General features: G+C 38.4%; 16 protein-coding genes. 15 read left to right on the forward strand and 1 reads right to left on the reverse strand.

All coding sequences use genetic code 11. The features are described from left to right. Positions 1-49 precede the first annotated feature (49 nt). Positions 50-1534: a DUF1846 domain-containing protein gene (locus tag D8852_RS00295; RefSeq protein ID WP_125424871.1), complete on the reverse strand. Its 1485-nt coding sequence runs from the start codon at positions 1532-1534 to the stop codon at positions 50-52. A gap of 152 nt (positions 1535-1686) precedes the next feature. Here D8852_RS00295 and D8852_RS00300 point away from each other — a divergent pair, with 152 nt between their 5' ends. From D8852_RS00300 to D8852_RS00370, 15 genes are all read left to right on the forward strand, one after another. Next, a complete protein-coding gene (locus D8852_RS00300) occupies positions 1687-3297 on the forward strand; it encodes a glycoside hydrolase family 13 protein (protein WP_125424870.1) in 1611 nt (536 codons plus the stop codon). Positions 3298-3465: 168 nt separating this feature from the next. Beyond that, positions 3466-5433 carry a peptide ABC transporter substrate-binding protein gene (locus D8852_RS00305; protein WP_084974086.1) on the forward strand — a complete coding sequence of 656 codons (1968 nt, stop codon included), beginning with the start codon at positions 3466-3468 and terminating at the stop codon, positions 5431-5433. A 146-nt stretch (positions 5434-5579) separates the two neighbouring features. Then, entirely contained in the window at positions 5580-7541 is a 1962-nt protein-coding gene (locus D8852_RS00310) for a peptide ABC transporter substrate-binding protein (protein ID WP_125424869.1), read from the forward strand. Positions 7542-7730: 189 nt separating this feature from the next. Then, positions 7731-9176 carry an LCP family protein gene (locus tag D8852_RS00315; RefSeq protein ID WP_125424868.1) on the forward strand — a complete coding sequence of 482 codons (1446 nt, stop codon included), beginning with the start codon at positions 7731-7733 and terminating at the stop codon, positions 9174-9176. Between the two features lies 1 nt (position 9177). Beyond that, on the forward strand, positions 9178-9909 hold the full coding sequence (gene cps4B / locus D8852_RS00320; protein ID WP_125424867.1) for a capsular polysaccharide biosynthesis protein Cps4B: 732 nt from the start codon (positions 9178-9180) through the stop codon (positions 9907-9909). Between the two features lie 8 nt (positions 9910-9917). Then, positions 9918-10610: a capsular polysaccharide biosynthesis protein CpsC gene (gene cpsC, locus D8852_RS00325; protein WP_125424866.1), complete on the forward strand. Its 693-nt coding sequence runs from the start codon at positions 9918-9920 to the stop codon at positions 10608-10610. Between the two features lie 9 nt (positions 10611-10619). After that, a complete protein-coding gene (locus D8852_RS00330) occupies positions 10620-11303 on the forward strand; it encodes a tyrosine-protein kinase (protein WP_125424865.1) in 684 nt (227 codons plus the stop codon). 21 nt (positions 11304-11324) lie between these two features. Next, positions 11325-12692 carry a sugar transferase gene (locus D8852_RS00335; RefSeq protein ID WP_125424864.1) on the forward strand — a complete coding sequence of 456 codons (1368 nt, stop codon included), beginning with the start codon at positions 11325-11327 and terminating at the stop codon, positions 12690-12692. A gap of 30 nt (positions 12693-12722) precedes the next feature. Beyond that, positions 12723-13895 (forward strand): beta 1-4 rhamnosyltransferase Cps2T, encoded by a 1173-nt coding sequence (gene cps2T, locus D8852_RS00340; protein ID WP_125424863.1) that lies wholly within the window; start codon positions 12723-12725, stop codon positions 13893-13895. A gap of 182 nt (positions 13896-14077) precedes the next feature. Further along, on the forward strand, positions 14078-15106 hold the full coding sequence (locus D8852_RS00345; protein ID WP_125424862.1) for a glycosyltransferase family 2 protein: 1029 nt from the start codon (positions 14078-14080) through the stop codon (positions 15104-15106). Positions 15107-15115: 9 nt separating this feature from the next. Beyond that, positions 15116-16240, forward strand: a complete 1125-nt coding sequence (locus D8852_RS00350) for an EpsG family protein (RefSeq protein ID WP_125424861.1) — start codon at positions 15116-15118, stop codon at positions 16238-16240. Between the two features lie 15 nt (positions 16241-16255). Beyond that, positions 16256-17338 (forward strand): polysaccharide pyruvyl transferase family protein, encoded by a 1083-nt coding sequence (locus D8852_RS00355; protein ID WP_125424860.1) that lies wholly within the window; start codon positions 16256-16258, stop codon positions 17336-17338. Positions 17339-17342: 4 nt separating this feature from the next. Further along, positions 17343-18833 carry a murein biosynthesis integral membrane protein MurJ gene (gene murJ, locus D8852_RS00360; RefSeq protein WP_125424859.1) on the forward strand — a complete coding sequence of 497 codons (1491 nt, stop codon included), beginning with the start codon at positions 17343-17345 and terminating at the stop codon, positions 18831-18833. Positions 18834-18957: 124 nt separating this feature from the next. Further along, positions 18958-19914, forward strand: a complete 957-nt coding sequence (locus tag D8852_RS00365; protein WP_125424858.1) for a capsular polysaccharide synthesis protein — start codon at positions 18958-18960, stop codon at positions 19912-19914. Positions 19915-19989: 75 nt separating this feature from the next. Next, positions 19990-20811, forward strand: a complete 822-nt coding sequence (locus D8852_RS00370) for a LicD family protein (protein WP_125424857.1) — start codon at positions 19990-19992, stop codon at positions 20809-20811. Positions 20812-20815: the final 4 nt, after the last annotated feature.

Raw genomic sequence — 20815 nt, forward strand, 5'->3', positions numbered from 1 at the left:
ATATCTACTGGCTTTTTCCTCAAATTGAGTTTTGTCCAGCCTCGTTTAATTACTTCCGATACAAGCGATCGTATTGGTAGTAAGGGTCAAAGGTTACGTTGATACCTAGCTTGCGAAGGACGTTCTTGTCTTCGTCTGTCAAGATGATGGTTGAGTGGGCTTCGCTTCCTTTGAGGTTGCCAAGTTCCTTCATTGCGCGCGCAGCATCAGGATTTTCCATAGCTGTGATGGCAAGTGCAATCAAAATTTCATTTGAATGGAGGCGAGGATTGCGACTACCTAGGTGATCGATTTTAAGACCTTGAATTGGTTTGACGACTTCAGGCTCGATTAGTTTCACTTCCTTAGCGATGTCAGCTGATTTTTTGATGGCATTGATCAAGGCAGCAGCTGTAGGACCAAAGAGCTCTGAGTTTTTACCAGTGACAATGTCGCCAGATGGCAATTCAAGAGCTAGGGCAGGGCCACCAGTTTCTTCAGCTTTTTGACGTGCAGCAACAGCAACCTTGCGGTCTGCAGGTGTGATACCGAGATCGTTCATGAGAAGTTCAATCTTCTTGACAGCAGTTTCTCCGACTTTTTCAGCTTTGAAATCAAGTACAGTCTGATAGTAACGGCGAATGATTTCTTGTTTAGAAGCTTCGATAGCAGCTTCATTATCTGTAATAGCAAAACCAACCATGTTGACACCCATGTCTGTCGGTGAAGCGTATGGAGATTCACCGAGAATGCGTTCCAGCATACGTTTGAGCACTGGGAAAATTTCGATATCACGGTTGTAGTTAACCGTTGTTTCTCCGTAGGTTTGGAGATGGAAGGGGTCAATCATGTTGACATCATCAAGGTCTGCGGTTGCAGCCTCGTAGGCCAAGTTGACCGGATGATGAAGGGGAAGATTCCAAACTGGGAAGGTTTCAAACTTAGCGTAACCAGACTTGATGCCATTGAGTTGGTCATGGTACATATTGGACATACAAGTTGCCAATTTTCCAGAACCAGGTCCAGGAGCTGTTACGACGATCAAGTTGCGACTGGTTTTGATGTAGTCGTTTTTCCCCATACCTTCTGGAGAAATGATGTGGTCCATATCAGTCGGGTATCCTTTGATTGGATAATGAAGATAGGAATCAATCCCGTTTTTATCTAACTGGTTGCGGAAGGCATCTGCAGCGGGTTGGCCAGCGTATTGTGTGATGACAACGGAACCAACAAAAATTCCTAATTCATTGAATTTATCAATCAAACGAAGAACTTCTTGGTCATAAGAAATGCCTAGGTCGCCACGCGCTTTAGAATGCTCGATGTTGCTTGCGTTAATGGCAATCACAACTTCAACCTGCTCTTTCAATTCTTGCAAGAGCTTGATTTTATTGTCAGGCTCATAACCAGGAAGGACACGAGCAGCGTGGAAATCTTCTAACATTTTGCCACCAAACTCCAAATAGAGTTTGCCGTCAAATTGGTTGATGCGCTCCAAAATGTGGTCGCGCTGTAGATTCAAATATTGTTCAGAACTAAAAGCTTGTTTTTTCATTTTTTTACCTCTGATCTCTATTATAATAAAAAATTGGAAGATAGGAAACTACGGAGTCAAAAAAGAAATCAAAAAGATTAGGCAAACGCTTGCACTAAGTTTAAAAAAGCGCTATCATAGACTATAGATTATTAAAATAATGAGGTGAGAAGATGCAAGAAAAATGGTGGCACAATGCCGTAGTCTATCAAGTCTATCCCAAGAGTTTTATGGACAGCAACGGAGATGGAATTGGTGATTTGCCAGGAATTACGAGTAAGTTAGACTATCTAGCCAAGCTAGGGATTACAGCGATTTGGCTTTCTCCTGTTTATGATAGTCCGATGGATGATAATGGTTATGATATTGCTGATTATCAAGCGATTGCAGCTATTTTCGGAACCATGGAGGACATGGACCAACTCATCGCAGAAGCTAAGAAGCGTGATATTCGAATTATCATGGACTTGGTGGTCAATCATACCTCGGATGAACACGCATGGTTTGTCGATGCTTGTGAGAATCCTGATAGCCCTGAGCGTGACTACTATATCTGGCGAGATGAGCCCAATGATTTGGAGTCTATCTTTAGCGGTTCAGCTTGGGAATACGATGAAAAGTCGGGTCAATACTATCTCCACTTTTTCAGTAAGAAACAGCCTGATCTCAACTGGGAAAATGAAAAACTGCGCCAGAGAATTTACGAGATGATGAACTTCTGGATTGATAAGGGCATTGGCGGTTTCCGTATGGATGTTATTGACATGATTGGGAAAATTCCTGATGAGAAAGTAGTCAATAACGGTCCTATGCTCCATTCCTATCTCAAGGAGATGAACCAAGCCACCTTTGGTGACAAAGATCTCTTGACAGTAGGAGAGACCTGGGGGGCAACACCAGAGATTGCTAAGCTTTACTCGGATCCAAAGGGACAAGAATTGTCAATGGTCTTCCAGTTTGAACACATCTGTCTTCAATATCAGGAAGGGCAACCTAAGTGGCATTACCAAAAAGAGTTAAATGTAGGGAAGTTAAAAGAGATTTTTAACAAATGGCAGACAGAGTTAGGAGTTGAAGACGGCTGGAATTCCCTCTTCTGGAATAATCATGACCTCCCTCGCATCGTATCTATCTGGGGAAATGACCAAGAATACCGTGAAAAATCTGCCAAAGCCTTTGCAATCTTGCTTCATCTCATGAGAGGGACTCCTTATATCTACCAGGGTGAAGAGATTGGGATGACCAACTATCCGTTTGAAACACTGGATCAAGTAGAAGATATTGAATCCCTCAACTATGCGCGTGAAGCTCTTGAAAAAGGTGTTCCGCTCGAGGAAATCATGGACAGTATCCGTGTCATCGGACGTGATAATGCCCGTACCCCGATGCAATGGGATGAAAGCAAAAACGCTGGTTTCTCAACTGGTCAGCCTTGGTTGGTAGTTAATCCAAACTATCAAGAGATCAACGTTCAAGAAGCACTAGCAAATCCAGATTCTATTTTCTATACTTATCAAAAACTCGTTCAAATCCGTAAGGAAAACAGTTGGCTGATTCGCGCTGACTTTGAATTGCTTGATACGGCTGATAAGATTTTTGCTTATATCCGTAAAGATGGCGACCGCCGCTTCCTAGTTGTGGCTAACTTGTCCAATGAAAAACAAGATTTTTCGGTAGGAGGAAAAGTCAAATCTGTCTTGATTGAAAACACTACTGCTAAAGAAGCAGTTAAAAAACAGACCTTGGCTCCGTGGGATGCTTTCTGTGTGGAAATGACTGACTAAAATGAGAGAACCTCAAGCTTCAAAAGCTTGAGGTTTTTTACTAAAAATTGTATAGAAAAATCTTTAAAAAATATTTGTTAGAATTTTCTAAAAAATTATCCGAAAGCCCTTGCTTTTATGAAAAAATAGGGTATAATGGTGAAAACACTATCTTTAAGGAGATTACTTATGAGATCGAAAAAGTGGCTCTTAGGAGCAGGTGCTGTCTTGAGTGCAGCACTTCTGTTAACCGCTTGTGGGCAAAGTGAAAAAAAGGCTGATGCTCCCAAGACATTTTCTTATGTCTATGCAATAGATCCATCATCTTTGGACTACAGCGTGACGAGCAAGAGCTCAACTTCTGACGTTATAGCCAACGTTGTCGATGGCCTCTTGGAAAACGATAAATACGGGAACTTGATTCCTTCGCTTGCAGAAGACTGGTCCGTTTCTAAAGATGGCTTGACCTATACCTACAAACTTCGTAAGGGTGTGAAATGGTATACTTCTGAGGGAGAAGAGTATGCTGAAGTCAAGGCTCAGGACTTTGTTACGGGTCTGAAACACGCAGCTGACGGTAAATCAGACGGCCTCTCTCTCCTTCAAGATTCTATCAAAGGTTTGGCTGCCTACATTAGTGGTGAAAGCAATGACTTTTCTACTGTAGGAGTCAAAGCTGTTGACGATTACACGGTTGAATATACGCTTAACAAACCAGAAAGCTTCTGGAACTCTAAAGTCACAACTGCAACCATGCTTCCAGTTAATGAAGAATTCTTGAATTCTAAAGGGAGCGACTACGGTGCACCAACACCATCAAGTATTCTTTATAACGGTCCTTATTTCTTGAAATCATTGACTTCAAAATCAGTCATTGAATATGAAAAGAATCCGAACTACTGGGATAAGGACAATGTTAAGATTGACAACATTAAACTAACTTTCTACGATGGATCTGACCAAGAATCTTTGATTCGTAGTTTTACGCAGGGTGCTTATACAACAGCTCGTCTCTTCCCAACAAGCTCAAATTTTGAGTCAACTAAAAAAGAGTACGGCGATAAGATTGTCTACAGTCCACAAGAAGCGACAAGCTACTACCTCACTGTTAACGTAAACCGCCAGTCTTACAATAAAACAGCTAAAACAGACGAAGCTCAAAAAACATCAACAAAAGAAGCTCTTCTTAATAAGAACTTCCGTCAGGCGCTGAACTTTGCCCTTGACCGTCATTCTTACACTGCTCAGTTGAATGGTGAAGAAGGTGCGGACAAAATTATCCGTAACAGCCTAGTGCCTCATGACTACGTTCAAGTAGGTGAAAAGACCTTTGGAGAGTTGGCTCAGGCAGAGCTGGTTTCTTACGGGGACCAGTGGAAAGATGTAGCCCTTACTGATGGTAAGGATACGCTTTACAGTCCTGAAAAAGCTAAGGCAGCCTTTGCGAAGGCTAAGGCAGAATTGCAGGCTAAGGGTGTGACCTTCCCAATCCGTTTGGATGTTCCAGTTGAACAGACCGATGTGATTGCCGTTCAACAGACTAACTCACTCAAGCAGTCTATCGAATCAACACTTGGTACGGAGAATGTCATTGTCGATGTCCTTCAAATGACCGATAATGAAAAAATGAGCATTACATCTCAAGCTAAGGTTCCATCCCAAAAAGACTATGACTTGAATGGAACTGGTTGGGGACCAGACTATCAAGACCCAGCTACCTACCTAAACATTCTTGATGCTAAGAAGGGTTCTGCCCTTAAACACTTGGGTATCACCCGTGGGAAAGACCCAGAAGTGATGGCTCAAGTTGGTCTAGACGAATACAAGAAACTCTTGGATGATGCCGCAGCTGAAACAAGCGATCTCAATAAGCGTTATGAGAAATATGCTAAAGCTCAAGCCTGGGTGTCTGATAGCTCGCTCTTGATCCCAGTTGCCTCTTCAGGTGGTTCTCCAACTGTTAGCCGTACTGTGCCATTCACAAAAGCATACTCTCAAGTCGGAATCAAGGGAGACCCGTTTGTATTCAAAGGTTTGGAGCTGCAAAAGAATGTCGTGACTACAAAAGAATACGAAGAAGCTCTCAAGAAATGGCAGAAAGAAAAAATTGAAACAAATGCCAAATACCAAAAAGAGCTAGAAAAACACGTCAAATAGTCTATAAAAGAAAAGGAAGTTGCAGAAAATCTGTACTTCCTTTTTCTGGTTTTGAGACATCAGTCGTTGTAAAACCATAAACTTTACAATTTAGGATAAATTTGATAAAATGTGTCTATGTTATAAAAAGTGACATGAAGGAGTAGATGATGAAAATGAAAAAAAGACTAATCGGGACAGGTCTTGTCTTAGCGACAGGAGTTTTACTCTCAGCTTGTGGACAGTTCAATACAGATACAAGCACCTTCTCATCAACATTTGGTGCAAATCCAACGACATTTAACTATCTTTTAGACTATTATGCAGATAATACTGCCGTTATTACCAATCTTGTGGATGGTTTGCTGGAAAATGATAGCTATGGCAACCTAACGCCAGCTCTAGCTGAAGATTGGTCTGTTTCAGCAGATGGTTTGACCTATACCTACAAACTCAGAAAAGATGCCAAGTGGTACACGGCTGATGGTGAGGAATACGCTCCAGTCAAAGCCCAAGACTTTGTCACTGGGATTAAGTATGCTGCGGACAACAAGGGGCAAGCCATGGATCTCATTCAAAATTCTATCAAGGGATTGAATGACTATGTGACAGGTGCGACCAATGACTTCACAACAGTTGGTGTGAAAGCTTTGGATGACTATACGGTCGAGTATACTTTGACTCGACCAGAACCGTACTGGAATTCAAAGACAACCAATAGTATCCTTTTCCCGGTTAATGAAGAGTTTTTGAAATCAAAGGATAAAGAATTTGGGACCTTGACGCCAGACAGTATCCTTTATAATGGTCCATATCTGTTAAAAGATTTCACATCAAAATCTTCAATCGAGTATGTGAAGAATCCAAACTACTATGATCATGACAAGGTGACCATTGAGAAAGTGAAACTAGCGTATTTTGATGGCTCTGACCAGGAGATGACCATCCGAAACTTTGAAAGTGGTGCCTACTCACTTGCGGGAGTTTATCCAAATAGCTCGAGCTATGCCAAGACGAAAGAAAAATATCAAGACAACATTGTTTATAGCTTACAAGACAAGACTTCTTGGTACTTCAACTTTAACGTTAACCGTAAAGCCTATAACCATACTGCAAAAACATCAGATCAACAAAAGAACTCAACGCAAACAGCGATTTTAAATAAGAACTTCCGTCAAGCCTTGAACTTTGCCATCGATCGTACGACCTACTCTGCCCAATCTAATGGAGAAGAAGCGGCAAGCAAGACCCTTCGAAATACCCTTGTTCCCCCAACATTTGTCCAGGTGGGAGATAAGACCTTTGGAGAAGTAACAGCTTCTAAGCTTGTGAACTACGGAACTGAGTGGTCAGGAATCAACTTGGCGGATGCCCAAGACGGTTACTTCAACAAGGAAAAGGCCCAAGCAAAATTTGCGGAAGCTAAAAAGGAATTGGAAACCCAAGGGGTTACCTTCCCGATTCATTTGGACGTCCCAGTTGATCAAATCAATAAAAATGCAGTTTCTGGGATGAATTCGCTTAAACAAACCCTTGAAACAGTATTAGGTTCTGATAATGTCGTCATTGATGTTCAACAGCTTTCAACGGATGACTTTGGGAATGTTGCTTTCCTAGCACCAAATCCAGCAGCTCGTGATTACGATTTGAACTTTGATGGCTGGGTTGGTGATTATCAAGATCCGTCAACTTATCTGGATCCATTTAATGCTGAAGATGGTTTTTATCTCAAAATTTTCGGTCTAGATGCTAAGGAAGATCAAGAACTCATCAAGAGCCTAGGACTTGATACCTATACAAAACTTCTAAAAGAAGCAGATGCTGAGAATCAAGATGTTGCTAAACGTTATGAAAAATACGCTGAAGCTCAAGCTTGGATGATTGACCATTCTCTAGTCATGTCTGTTATGTCAAATGGTGGTACAGCCTCTGTAACTAAAGTAACTCCGTTTACACGTGCCTACTCTCTAGTGGGAATCAAAGGTGATGGAAACAACTACAAGTACATGAGACTGCAAAAAGATCCTGTTACCAAGAAACAATTTGATGAAGCTAAGGCTAAGTGGGAAGAAGAAAGTAAAAAAGCCATCGAACAAAGTCAAAAAGAATTTGAAAATCATATCAAATAAAAAGTTGAAATAAGGTCTCTTGCGAGGGATCTTGTTTTTGTTTGCTCAAGGTCCTAAATAATGAAAGCGGTCACTTCAAAACATAGCTAAGAAAAAATAAATGAAAACGCTGAGAATTGTGGGAATAAATGGAATTTACCTTACTTTTGTGATATAATTACTTTAATTATTATAGTATAGGGGAGTGTCATGACGAAACGTTCAAAGAGATCTCGCTCGGGGAGAGTAAAGCGAAGCGTTAACATAGCCTTGTTAGCTGTTTATCTATTGTTGGCTGGCTTTTTATTGTTTTTGATTTTTAAATACCATATCCTTGCTTTTAGATATCTTAATCTAGTGGCAACTGCGTTAGTCCTACTAGTTACCTTGGTGGGGCTGCTCTTGATTATCTATAAAAAAGCTGAAAAATTTACTATTTTTCTGTTGGTGTTCTCTATCCTTGTCAGCTCTGTGTCGCTCTTTGCAGTACAGCAGTTTGTTGGACTGACCAATCGTTTAAATGCGACTTCTAATTACTCAGAATATTCGATCAGTGTCGCTGTTTTAGCAGATAGTGAGATTGGGAATGTTACGCAACTGACGAGCGTGACAGCACCGACTGGGACTGATAATGAAAACATCCAAAAACTACTAGCTGATATCAAATCAAGTCAGAATACCGATTTGACGGTCGACCAGAGTTCGTCTTACTTGGCGGCTTACAAGAGTCTGATTGCAGGGGAGACTAAGGCCATTGTCCTAAATAGTGTCTTTGAAAATATCATCGAGTCAGAGTATCCAGACTACGCATCGAAGATAAAAAAGATTTATACCAAGGGATTCACTAAAAAAGTAGAAGCTCCTAAGACGTCTAAGAATCAGTCTTTCAATATCTATGTTAGTGGAATTGACACCTATGGTCCTATTAGTTCGGTGTCGCGTTCAGACGTCAATATCCTGATGACTGTCAATCGAGATACCAAGAAAATCCTCTTGACCACAACGCCGCGTGATGCTTATGTACCAATCGCAGACGGTGGAAATAATCAAAAAGATAAATTAACCCATGCGGGCATTTATGGAGTTGATTCATCCATCCACACCTTAGAAAATCTCTATGGAGTGGATATCAATTACTATGTGCGATTGAACTTCACTTCTTTCTTGAAATTGATTGATTTGTTGGGTGGGGTAGATGTTTATAATGATCAGGAATTCACAGCACTACACGGTAAGTTTCAATTCCCTGTGGGCAATGTTCATCTTGATTCAGAACAGGCCCTCGGTTTTGTTCGCGAGCGCTACTCCCTAGCAGATGGTGACCGTGACCGCGGGCGTAATCAACAAAAGGTGATTGTGGCTATCCTTCAAAAATTAACGTCAACCGAAGCACTGAAAAATTATAGTACGATCATTGATAGCTTGCAAGATTCTATCCAAACAAATATGCCACTTGAGACCATGATGAATTTGGTCAATGCTCAGTTAGAAAGTGGTGGAACTTACAAAGTGAATTCGCAAGACTTGAAAGGTACAGGACGGATGGATCTTCCTTCTTATGCGATGCCAGATAGTAACCTCTATATGATGGAAATTGACGACAGTAGCCTTGCATCTGTCAAAGCTGCTATTCAAGACGTGTTGGAGGGAAAATGAAATGATTGATATTCATTCGCACATTGTCTTTGATGTAGATGATGGCCCCAAGTCAAGAGAGGAAAGCAAGGCTCTCTTGACAGAAGCCTACAGGCAGGGGGTGCGAACCATTGTCTCTACCTCTCATCGTCGCAAGGGCATGTTTGAAACTCCAGAAGAGAAGATAGCAGAAAACTTTCTTCAGGTTCGGGAAATAGCTAAGGAAGTGGCGAGTGACTTAGTCATTGCTTACGGGGCTGAAATTTACTACACACCAGATATTCTGGATAAGCTGGAAAAAAAGCGGATTCCGACCCTCAATGATAGTCGTTATGCCTTGATAGAGTTTAGTATGAACACCCCTTATCGCGATATTCATAGTGCCTTGAGCAAGATCTTGATGTTGGGAATTACTCCAGTCATTGCCCACATCGAGCGCTATGATGCTCTTGAAAATAATGAAAAACGCGTTCGAGAACTGATCGATATGGGCTGTTACACGCAAGTAAATAGTTCACATGTCCTCAAACCCAAACTTTTTGGAGAACGTTATAAATTCATGAAAAAAAGAGCTCAGTATTTTTTAGAGCAGGATTTGGTTCATGTCATTGCAAGTGATATGCACAATCTAGACGGTAGACCTCCTCATATGGCAGAAGCATATGACCTTGTTACCCAAAAATACGGAGAAGCGAAGGCTCAAGAACTCTTTATAGACAATCCTCGAAAAATTGTAATGGATCAACTAATTTAGGAGAAATGATGAAAGAACAAAATACGATAGAAATCGATGTATTTCAATTATTAAAAACCTTGTGGAAACGCAAGCTAATTATTTTATTAGTGGCACTTGTGACAGGGGCGGGAGCTTTTGCATATAGCACTTTTATCGTTAAGCCAGAATATACGAGTACTACGCGTATTTACGTAGTGAATCGCAATCAAGGAGATAAGCCGGGACTGACAAATCAGGACTTGCAGGCAGGATCTTATCTGGTAAAAGACTACCGTGAGATTATCCTTTCGCAGGATGTATTGGAAAAGGTAGCGACAAATTTGAAATTGGATATGCCAGCAAAAACGTTAGCTAGTAAAGTTCAAGTGACTGTACCAGCTGACACTCGTATCGTCTCAATCTCTGTCAAGGATAAACAGCCAGAGGAAGCCAGCCGCATCGCTAATTCTCTACGAGAAGTTGCTGCAGAAAAGATCATCGCTGTAACGCGAGTATCTGATGTAACGACACTTGAAGAAGCGCGACCAGCTACGACTCCCTCTTCTCCAAATGTTCGACGCAACACCTTGTTTGGTTTTCTTGGAGGAGTCGTCGTAACAGTAATTACTGTTCTTTTGATTGAGTTGCTCGATACCCGTGTGAAACGTCCTGAAGATGTCGAAGATGTGCTACAAATTCCACTTTTAGGGGTCGTTCCAGATTTGGATAAAATGAAATAGGAGGAAGTTATGCCAACGTTAGAAATCTCACAGGCAAAATTGGATCTTGTAAAAAAGGTAGAGGAATATTATAACGCTTTGTGCACGAACCTACAGTTAAGTGGAGATGATTTGAAAGTATTTTCTATCACTTCTGTGAAACCAGGAGAAGGAAAATCAACGACTTCCACTAATATCGCTTGGGCTTTTGCGCGTGCAGGTTACAAAACGCTGTTGATTGATGGAGATATTCGCAATTCTGTTATGTCAGGTGTCTTTAAAGCAAGGGATAAAATTACAGGTCTGACGGAATTTCTATCAGGAACTACAGACCTGTCACAAGGACTTTGTGATACCAATATCGAAAATCTCTTTGTGATTCAGGCTGGCACTGTGTCACCGAATCCGACGGCCCTTCTTCAAAGTAATAATTTCAGTACAATGCTTGAAACCTTGCGTAAATATTTTGACTACATCATTGTAGACACTGCCCCCGTAGGTGTCGTGATTGATGCGGCTATCATTACGCGAAAATGTGATGCTTCTATTTTAGTGACAGCAGCAGGTGAAACAAATCGACGGGATATTCAAAAAGCAAAAGAACAGTTGGAACAAACTGGGAAGCCGTTTTTGGGAGTTGTGTTGAATAAATTCGATACTTCAGTATACAAACACAGTCCTTATGGAAATTATGGAGATTACGGGAAAAAATAAAAAATAGGTTGGGGGATAGAGATGAATGGAAAAGTAGTAAAGCCTTCATTGGCCATAATCCAGAGTTTTCTTGTTATTATATTGACTTATTTGCTTAGCGCTGTGAGAGAAACAGAGATTGTTTCAACAACAGCTATTGCACTTTATATCCTCCATTATTTTGTCTTTTATATCAGTGATTATGGACAAGATTTCTTTAAAAGGGGATATTTGCTTGAACTTGTCCAGACATTGAAATATATCCTATTCTTTGCGCTAGCGATTAGTATTTCTAATTTTTTCTTAGAGGATCGATTTAGTATTTCCAGACGAGGCATGATTTACTTCCTTACATTACATGCTCTCTTAGTCTATGTGCTAAACCTATTTATCAAGTGGTATTGGAAACGAGCTTATCCCAATTTTAAAGGAAGTAAGAAGATCCTCTTGCTTACAGCAACTTCTCGTGTCGAAAAGGTACTGGATAGATTAATAGAATCAAATGAGGTTGTTGGGGAGTTGGTAGCTGTCAGTGTTTTAGACAAACCAGATTTTCAGCATAATTCTTTAAAGGTAGTAGCAGAGGAAGAGATAGTAGAATTTGCGACTCATGAGGTGGTCGATGAAGTCTTTATCAATCTTCCAAGTGAAAAATACAATATTGGAGAGCTTATCTCTCAGTTTGAAACGATGGGAATTGATGTAACAGTCAATCTAAATGCTTTTGATCGTAGTTTGGCACGTAACAAGCAAATTCGTGAGATGGCAGGATTAAACGTTGTGACTTTTTCTACAACATTTTATAAGACTAGCCACGTGATTGCTAAGCGGATTATTGATATTATCGGTTCTCTAGTAGGGCTGATACTATGTGGTCTAGTCAGTGTTGTACTGGTCCCTTTGATTCGAAAGGATGGGGGCTCTGCTATTTTTGCTCAGACGCGTATAGGAAAAAATGGTCGCCACTTCACTTTTTACAAGTTCCGCTCTATGTGTGTGGATGCTGAGGACAAAAAAAGAGAACTCATGGAACAAAATACCATGCAGGGTGGAATGTTTAAGGTGGATGATGACCCACGTATCACGAAAATTGGTCGTTTTATAAGGAAGACTAGCTTGGACGAGCTGCCACAGTTTTATAATGTTCTAAAGGGAGATATGAGTTTGGTTGGCACACGGCCACCAACAGTGGACGAGTATGAGCGCTATACCCCAGAACAAAAACGTCGTCTAAGTTTTAAACCTGGCATAACAGGTTTATGGCAGGTCAGCGGACGAAGTGAAATCAAAAATTTTGATGAAGTTGTCAAATTAGATGTGGCTTATATAGATGATTGGACAATTTGGAAAGATATTGAAATTTTATTGAAGACAGTTAAAGTAGTATTTAAGAGAGATGGAGCGAAGTAATTTCTGCCCCTCAGTCTTGTTAGGAGAGAAATGAAACAGTCAGTTTATATCATTGGTTCAAAGGGGATTCCTGCCAAGTATGGAGGATTTGAAACCTTTGTTGAAAAATTAACCGAATACCAAAAAGACAGCAACATACAATACTATGTTGCTTGTATGCGTGAAAATTCAGCTAAATCTGGCATCACGGATGACCAGTTTGAGCACAATGGCTCCATTTGTTTCAACATTGATGTGCCTAATATTGGCCCGGCTCGTGCTATCGCTTACGATATTGCAGCGGTCAATAAGGCTATTGAATTGGCTAAGGAAAACAAGGACGAGGCTCCCATTTTTTACATTTTAGCTTGTCGCATCGGGCCCTTTATTTCTGGACTCAAGAAAAAAATTCGTGCGATCGGTGGCCGGTTGCTGGTAAATCCAGATGGTCATGAATGGCTACGAGCAAAATGGAGCCTGCCAGTTCGTAAGTACTGGAAATTCTCAGAGAAACTCATGGTCAAGCATGCCGATTTATTGGTATGTGATAGCAAAAATATCGAAAAATATATCCAAGAGGACTATAAGCAGTATCAACCAAAGACCACCTATATTGCCTATGGGACAGACACTGCTCCTTCAAGCCTGAAGGTAGAAGATACCAAGGTTCGGAACTGGTATCAGAAAAAAGGAGTTAGCGAAAATGGCTATTATCTAGTGGTGGGACGATTCGTTCCTGAAAACAACTACGAAACCATGATTCGTGAATTTATTAAGTCCAAGTCCAAGAAGGACTTTGTCCTCATCACAAATGTGGAGCAGAATAAATTTTACGACCAGTTGTTACAGGATACTGGTTTTGACAAAGATCCTAGGGTTAAATTTGTAGGTACTGTCTATGACCAAGAGTTGCTCAAGTACATTCGTGAAAATGCTTTCGCCTATTTCCATGGGCATGAGGTTGGAGGGACCAACCCATCGCTTTTAGAAGCCCTTGCATCAACAAAACTAAATTTGTTACTAGATGTTGGTTTCAACCGTGAAGTTGGTGAGGATGGAGCCATTTACTGGAAAAAAGATGAGCTAGCGCATGTAATCGAAGAAGTGGAACGATTTAATGAGGTTGCCATTTCTGAATTAGACGAGAAATCAAACCAACGAATTGCGGAGACATTCACTTGGGAAAAGATTGTCACTAGCTACGAGACAATTTTCAATTCGTAAAACGTATTAATAGATGGTAGACATATCTCCTACTGATTTTTCACTGTTGCGCTAATTCATTTACTGTATCTTGTTATTGTTTCAGACTTTTAGTAAATGATACGATTGGATAATGGTTTTACGAGATTATCATGGAATGTTGTGAGAGATAAGCTAATATTTTTGAAGGAAAAGAGGAGAGTATGATACATTTGAGCATCATTGTTCCTGTGTACAATACAGCTATAGATAAATTAGAACAATGCTTTCAGTCTATCAAAACTTTTATGGATGAGAATAGTTCCTTAAATATGGAATGTGTTATCATTGATGACGGTTCAAAGGATAGTGTATCTGACTGGTGTCGAGAGTTTTCAGAGACAAAGGCTGGTTTTAGATTTTATAAAAAAGTTAACGAAGGTGTTAGCGTAGCGAGAAATATGGGAATTAGCCTATCTAAAGGACAATACATTATCTTCGTTGATTCAGATGATATTCTTATTTCCTTTAATGAGCTAGAACAGTATCTTTTGGATGGTAAGTATGACCTTGTTTTTAGCGATTTAGCGACTGATATCCAACAAAAGTATATGTGGAAGGCGTTTGAAGGTGACTCACGCGAGATCGATCTTGAGACAGTAATTAGTAGGATTGTCAGCGATGGGACCTTAAATGGTCCTGTTTGTAAGATTATAAGAAAAAAATTGTTAGACCAACACCATATAGAGTTCGACAAAACGATGATAACGGGAGAAGATTTGACTTTTTTAATCCATGTCTTATTACAAAAACCTAAAATGTATTATATTTCTCAATGTACCTATATTTATAAATTAGACACAAATACGTCCAACAACCGTTTGAAAAATCATTCTAAGGTTTTTATAGCAAACAATGCTGTTGCCTATAAAAATATGATTCAGTTGATTAATCAGTTTGCCAGCAATCAACATAAACAAACATTTGAAAAAAGGGCAACAGAGATATACATAAAGCAACTATTCAATTCTCTTGCAGATTTGCTAGAAATGGGTTTGTTGTCGCAAGATTTAAAAGACTACACAGTACAGTTGTTATCAGAGTTGGATAAGCAGACAGTGGATTTGATTCAAGAACGAAAACTATCTAAAGCAAATTTGCAATTAACAGTATTACTCAACAAGTGGTGGTTGCTGTTAGCAGTAGCTAGTAGAATGAGGATTCTATACTTGAAAATTAAAAATAGATCATAAGGAGTAGGGATGTTACCTTATCTTGGTGTCTTTTTTGCCTCTAGTTCTTTGATAGCATTATCAGAGAAAATAAAGAAAAATCAAAGACTTTTTTTTGTTATATTAGCTTTAGCTCTCCCTTGCATGCTTGCAGGATTTAGAGCAGACCATATTGGAACTGATACAGAAGTTTACTTAATGCCAACGATTAATGCTGCTACCTCCTCTCATTCTTTCTCAGAATATTTGAATACTAGTTGGTATAGAATTTGGCGTTTTTTATCAGTAAAAGATTTTGAACGAGGTTTCACACTTGTAGTCTATATCACTACAAAGTTATTAGGTGCTTTCTGGACAAAGTCTATTTTGGAAATGCTTATGATAGCTCCAACCTATCTAGCTATAAAAAAATATGGGAAATACCCAGCATGGCTAGGGATGATGGTATTTTATCTTACTACCTATAATTCAACCTTGAATATGATGAGACAATCAATAGCAGTCGCATTCACTTTATTGGGTATTTTATACTTTATTGAGAGAAATAAGAAGGGCTTTGTTACTTGTTTGTTGGTGGGTTGTTCCTTCCATACTTCTGGTGTAGTTTTGCTACTGATTGCAGCGATGTTTTACTTTATAAAACCAAAACAGCAACTTGACACGCTATTCTCAAGGAGAGTTGAACTTCAAAAAGTTGCTCTCATATTGGTTTTAGGTATAGCCTCCCTGTTTTCCTTAGGATTAGTGTCTAGTATTTTAAAAATTATAGGTTTAGGAAGCTATGTAAATTATTTTGGCGGAACATTTCATTTTGTACAGAATCAATTCTTGAATCGGTTTCCAATTATGCTCTTTATACTTATCAGCTGGAATAAGTGGAATGAAGGAGAAAGTTATGCTAGATTTTTCATAGCTATGTTTATTCTAGAGGTTTTGTGTTTGCAACTAATTAGTGTAAACGTATATTCGGGAAGAATTGCCTATTTTTTCTCTTCTGTGAATGTTTTGGCCTATCCTTCCTTATGTTACTGCAGACCGCAAAAAGGACGTCGTTTTTTAATGATTAGTGCCTTACTTGCCTACCTTCTGCTTTATTGGTGGTTTTATTATGGAATTAAAGGAATAGATGCGACTATTCCATATGTGATGATATAAGGGAGAGTATATATAATGGAAGTATTTGTTAGAGGTTTTTTCCATGTTAATTTAGGTGATGATTTATTTTTGCATATTCTTGCCAAGCGATATCCAAATCATAATTTTCATGTAATTCTTAATGAAGAATACACAAACGTATTTTGTGACGAAAAAAATATCATTGTCCATCCATATAAAAAAATAAGAAGAGGACTAGATCGTTTTTTAATTAACTATAATAAAGATTACTATGTAGAAATAGAGAAAAAGTGCCAACTCAATGTTGTGATTGGGGGATCTATTTTTCAGGAAGATGCAGCTGCTGCAGTTGATCGTGAACGTTTAGTTGGAATGCCTCAGTTAAATCCTACTTATATTTTAGGGGCAAATTTCGGTCCTTATGTAACGGAAGAATATCGCTTGCTTGTTAAAGATTATCTAGCTAAGGCAGAGGATATCTGCTTCCGTGATGAATGGTCCAAGCAAAAGTTTCCAGAATTAACAAAGGTTCGTTTTGCACCAGACATCGTTTTGGGAATACAGAGTATCATTCCAACAGTGAACGAGAAAAAGAAAAGAATTTTTGTTTCGGTCGTAGACTGTTTTAAAAAAGGGGAAGCTATAAAAAAATATGGAACTAATTATGAAGAATTTATTCTTCGTTGCATAAATTACTATAAAGAACAGGGTTATGAAATTATCCTTTCTTCTTTTTGTAAAATGGAAGGAGATGAAGAGGTTATCGATAGAATTATAGAAAAACTACCAGCAACTAAACGGTCAGAACTATCTATTTTAAATTATAATGGAGAGAATTGGCGAGAGGTGGTTGCTGCTATTCAACAATCAGAAAAAATCATTGCCTCTCGATTCCATAGTATGATTCTTGGCATGGTCTTTGGTGTGTCAGTTCTCCCTATCGCTTATAATAAAAAATTTGAAAAGTTTTTAGCTAATTTTGACTTATCACACTATTGTGTTTCAGTTTCAGATATAAATCGTCAAGTTCCCGAGGATTTGAATTATTTATTATTTGGCGGAAGTACGGATATAGCTGAACAAGCTGATGAACATTTTATGAAGCTAGATGAACGATTAATGAGAGGCACATTTTGAAATAATGAATACAGCAACAAAAAGTAATCAAAACAAAAAAACAGCTGTTCAATTAACCTTGATGATCATACTAACGTGCTTATCTCAAATAGTGGCCTTATATAAATCTAGGTTTACGGCTGTTAGCTTTGGTGCAACCGACTACATGGATGCTTACAATTTTTCTTTAGAAATTGCAACATTTATTTTTTCATTTGTGACGGGTGGAGTCACCACTGTAATTATTCCGGCCTATGTGAAAAAAATTTCTTCTAAAGCAGTGAATACTTTCATCACCCTTACCTACGGTTGTATCTTATTGTTAAGTGTGGGGCTTATTATTTTTCGAATACCTTTACTATCTTCGTTAACTGCCAGAGGGACGGACTTTATAGCTATCGCTTCAGATTTTTTGATAATCTCATTTGTGATTCAAGGAATTCTCTCTTTGTTAGCTGTAACCACGGCCTACTATCAGTCTGAGGATAGATACAATATCCCAAAGATAATCGTACTGATTGTCAATATGATCGTATTAACTGTTTTATTGCTCGGAGTGATTGATAATATCTATTTATATTTCTCACTTTTGATTGCGGGGTCAGTCCTCAATTTGATTTTAGATTTTATTGTTGCTATCAAAATAGGTTTTAGATACAAGTTCTGCTTTGATTTCAAGAATCCAGAATTTAAAAATATGATGATTGTATTTTGGCCAATCGTATTAAGTTCAGGAGTTTATAAGTTGCATACAATGGTAGATACTACGATTGCAACGAATTTAGCAGTGGGACAGGCTACAATCCTAACTTATGCTTCACAGGTTATTACGATGGTAAATACGGTTATTGTTGGGAATTTAACAGTGTATGTCTATCCTAAAATTATAGCAAATTTAAAGACTAAAAATATATCTAAATATTTTTGGGATTATTGCATCCTTTTCCATGCTGTCTTAGCGATTATTATTGCAGGTTTTGTAAATGTTGGTTTTGAAGGGCTATCTTTGCTATTTTTTGGTGGGAAATTTACACTTGAAAATGTGAATGTTCTTTATATGTGTGCCTGTGTTTATATCAGCGGGCAACAGTTTAATGTTATCCGTGACTTGATTTACCGATATTTCTACGCAAATTCCAACACAAAAGAAACCTTTAAGAATAGTGTTATCGTTAGCATCATAAAGATTATACTGAGCTTGTTGTTGGTTAGCCTTTTTGGAGTTTATGGTATTGTTCTTGGAACCGTGTTATCTAATATGATTTCGCTTGCTCTCATCTATATTCGTTTTAAAAAGAATTTTGGTATAGATGTAAAGATTAGCTATATATTCATTGAGATAACTAAAAATATTTTGGCAATGATAGGGTCAGTCATCGTTATACATTGGCTAAAGATTTTCTTAGCTATCGATAATAATATTTTATCTATTATTGTATATGGTATCGGGACAATTATAGTATATTTGGTACTGATTTTGCTATTACAGACAAAAATAAGACACATAAAATTATAAGAAACGTAGGGACTACACTATCTAAAAAAAGACTAGGTATTGTTGAGGTATCCTTAATATTTTTCTCAAAGGTTCAACATGAATATACCAGAATGTATGCTTATGGTTTAGAAAGGATGTTTTAGTGAGTATTTTTGCAACATTGATTAAAAAAAAGGGCGCAGAGATTTTTAAAGACTTAATTCAGTCAAGGGTGCTTTTTCGAACGATAGCTATTTTACCTCTGGTTGGTTTTTCAAAAAAATCATTAGAGATAGTCCGTCTAAATAACAGTAATGTAGTTCTTTCAAGATTGAGAAGGAAGTATAAGCAGACTATTAAAAACTTGGAGAGAGAGAAACAGTATTCACTTAGCTATAATCAGCGACATAATGAGACATCAAATAAGATATGGATTTGCTGGTTTCAAGGCTTAGATGCTGCCCCTCATGTGGTTCAGGAGTGTATCGCTTCGGTAAAAAAACACCTAGCAGACAGAGAAGTGGTTGTTTTGACAGATGATAATTACCATCACTATGTGACTTTTCCAGACTATATCAAAGAAAAAGCAACTCAGGGTTTTATTTCAAAAGCGCACTTTGCAGATTTATTGCGTTTGGAATTACTGACCAAGTATGGTGGTACGTGGATTGATGGGACGGTATTTTGTTCGAGTTCAGATATTCCTGCCTATATGTTAGATTCTGATTTATTTCTATTTCAAAATTTAAAACCAGGTCTTGATGGACAGGCGTTGGCAATTTCTAATTGGTTCATTACTGCTAGCTACTCTAACCATCCTCTTTTAAATATGACAAAAGATTTGCTTTATGATTATTGGAAGAATCATAATGGAGTGGTTGATTATTTTATTTTCCATCACTTCTTTCAATTAGCAATCGAAGAATTTCCTGAATACTGGAGTAAGGTAGTTCCTTTCAATAATTCAACTCCTCATATTTTGCAGTTACGCTTATTTGAAGAGTTTGACGAAGTGATGTATGGTTATATTCTCGAACAGACACCATTCCATAAGCTAACATATAAATTTGAAGAAGAAAAGTCGAGAATACCGAATACTTACTATAAACACTTATTTTGATAAAAATGATAGTAGTTGATTAAGAGACTGTTGTTAGGTATAGAATGCTATTGAGATATTATCGGGAGGGATGATATGAAAGAACTAACTACTCGAGAGATGCAAGAAGTATCGTTGGAAATTTTACACACGATTGCTAGTATTTGTGAAAAATACCATTTTCGCTATGTTTTGATTTACGGGACTTTAATTGGTGCGGTTAGACATAAAGGGTATATTCCTTGGGATGATGACGTTGACATTATGATGCCCCGACCAGATTATGACCGCCTATTGGAGTATTTGAAGGAAAATATCGCCGATTATCCACATTTAAAAGTATTCAATCGAGAAGAGTGTCCAGAATATCCTTATATGATTACTAGAATTAGCGATCAGAGATACCGAATTGAGATGGAAAATGAGAAACCTTTTGGTTTGGGAGTTTTCATTGATATCTATCCCTATGATGGTTTGGGAGATAATAAAGAAGAGGCAGTTGCCTTTGGTATGAAGGGGGATCGTTTATCATCGTTTTGTTATCAGGCAACTAGGGAACATTTTGCGATTGAAACGACAACATCAACTTTTAGGAAGTTGATTAAGTATCCAGTTTATCTATTCTCTAAAATGATTGGGAAAGATTACTTCCAAAATCAACTAGCTAAGTTAGCCAGAGTTAAAGGCTACGATAACAGTGAATATGTAGGTTGCGTTATTTGGTTGTCATGGGGAGAAAAAGATATTTTTCCGCGTGAATGGTTTGATGAGACTATTTTGGTTCCTTTTGAGAAATATGAATTTAGGATTCCTAAAGAATTTGATAAAGTTCTGCGGCATGAATATGGAGATTACATGATTTTGCCTCCAGAGAAGGATAGAGTAGGGCATCACTATTTTAAAGCTTATAAAAAATGATAAT

This window comes from Streptococcus mitis (assembly GCF_003942695.1).
Lineage (GTDB): Bacteria > Bacillota > Bacilli > Lactobacillales > Streptococcaceae > Streptococcus > Streptococcus mitis_BD.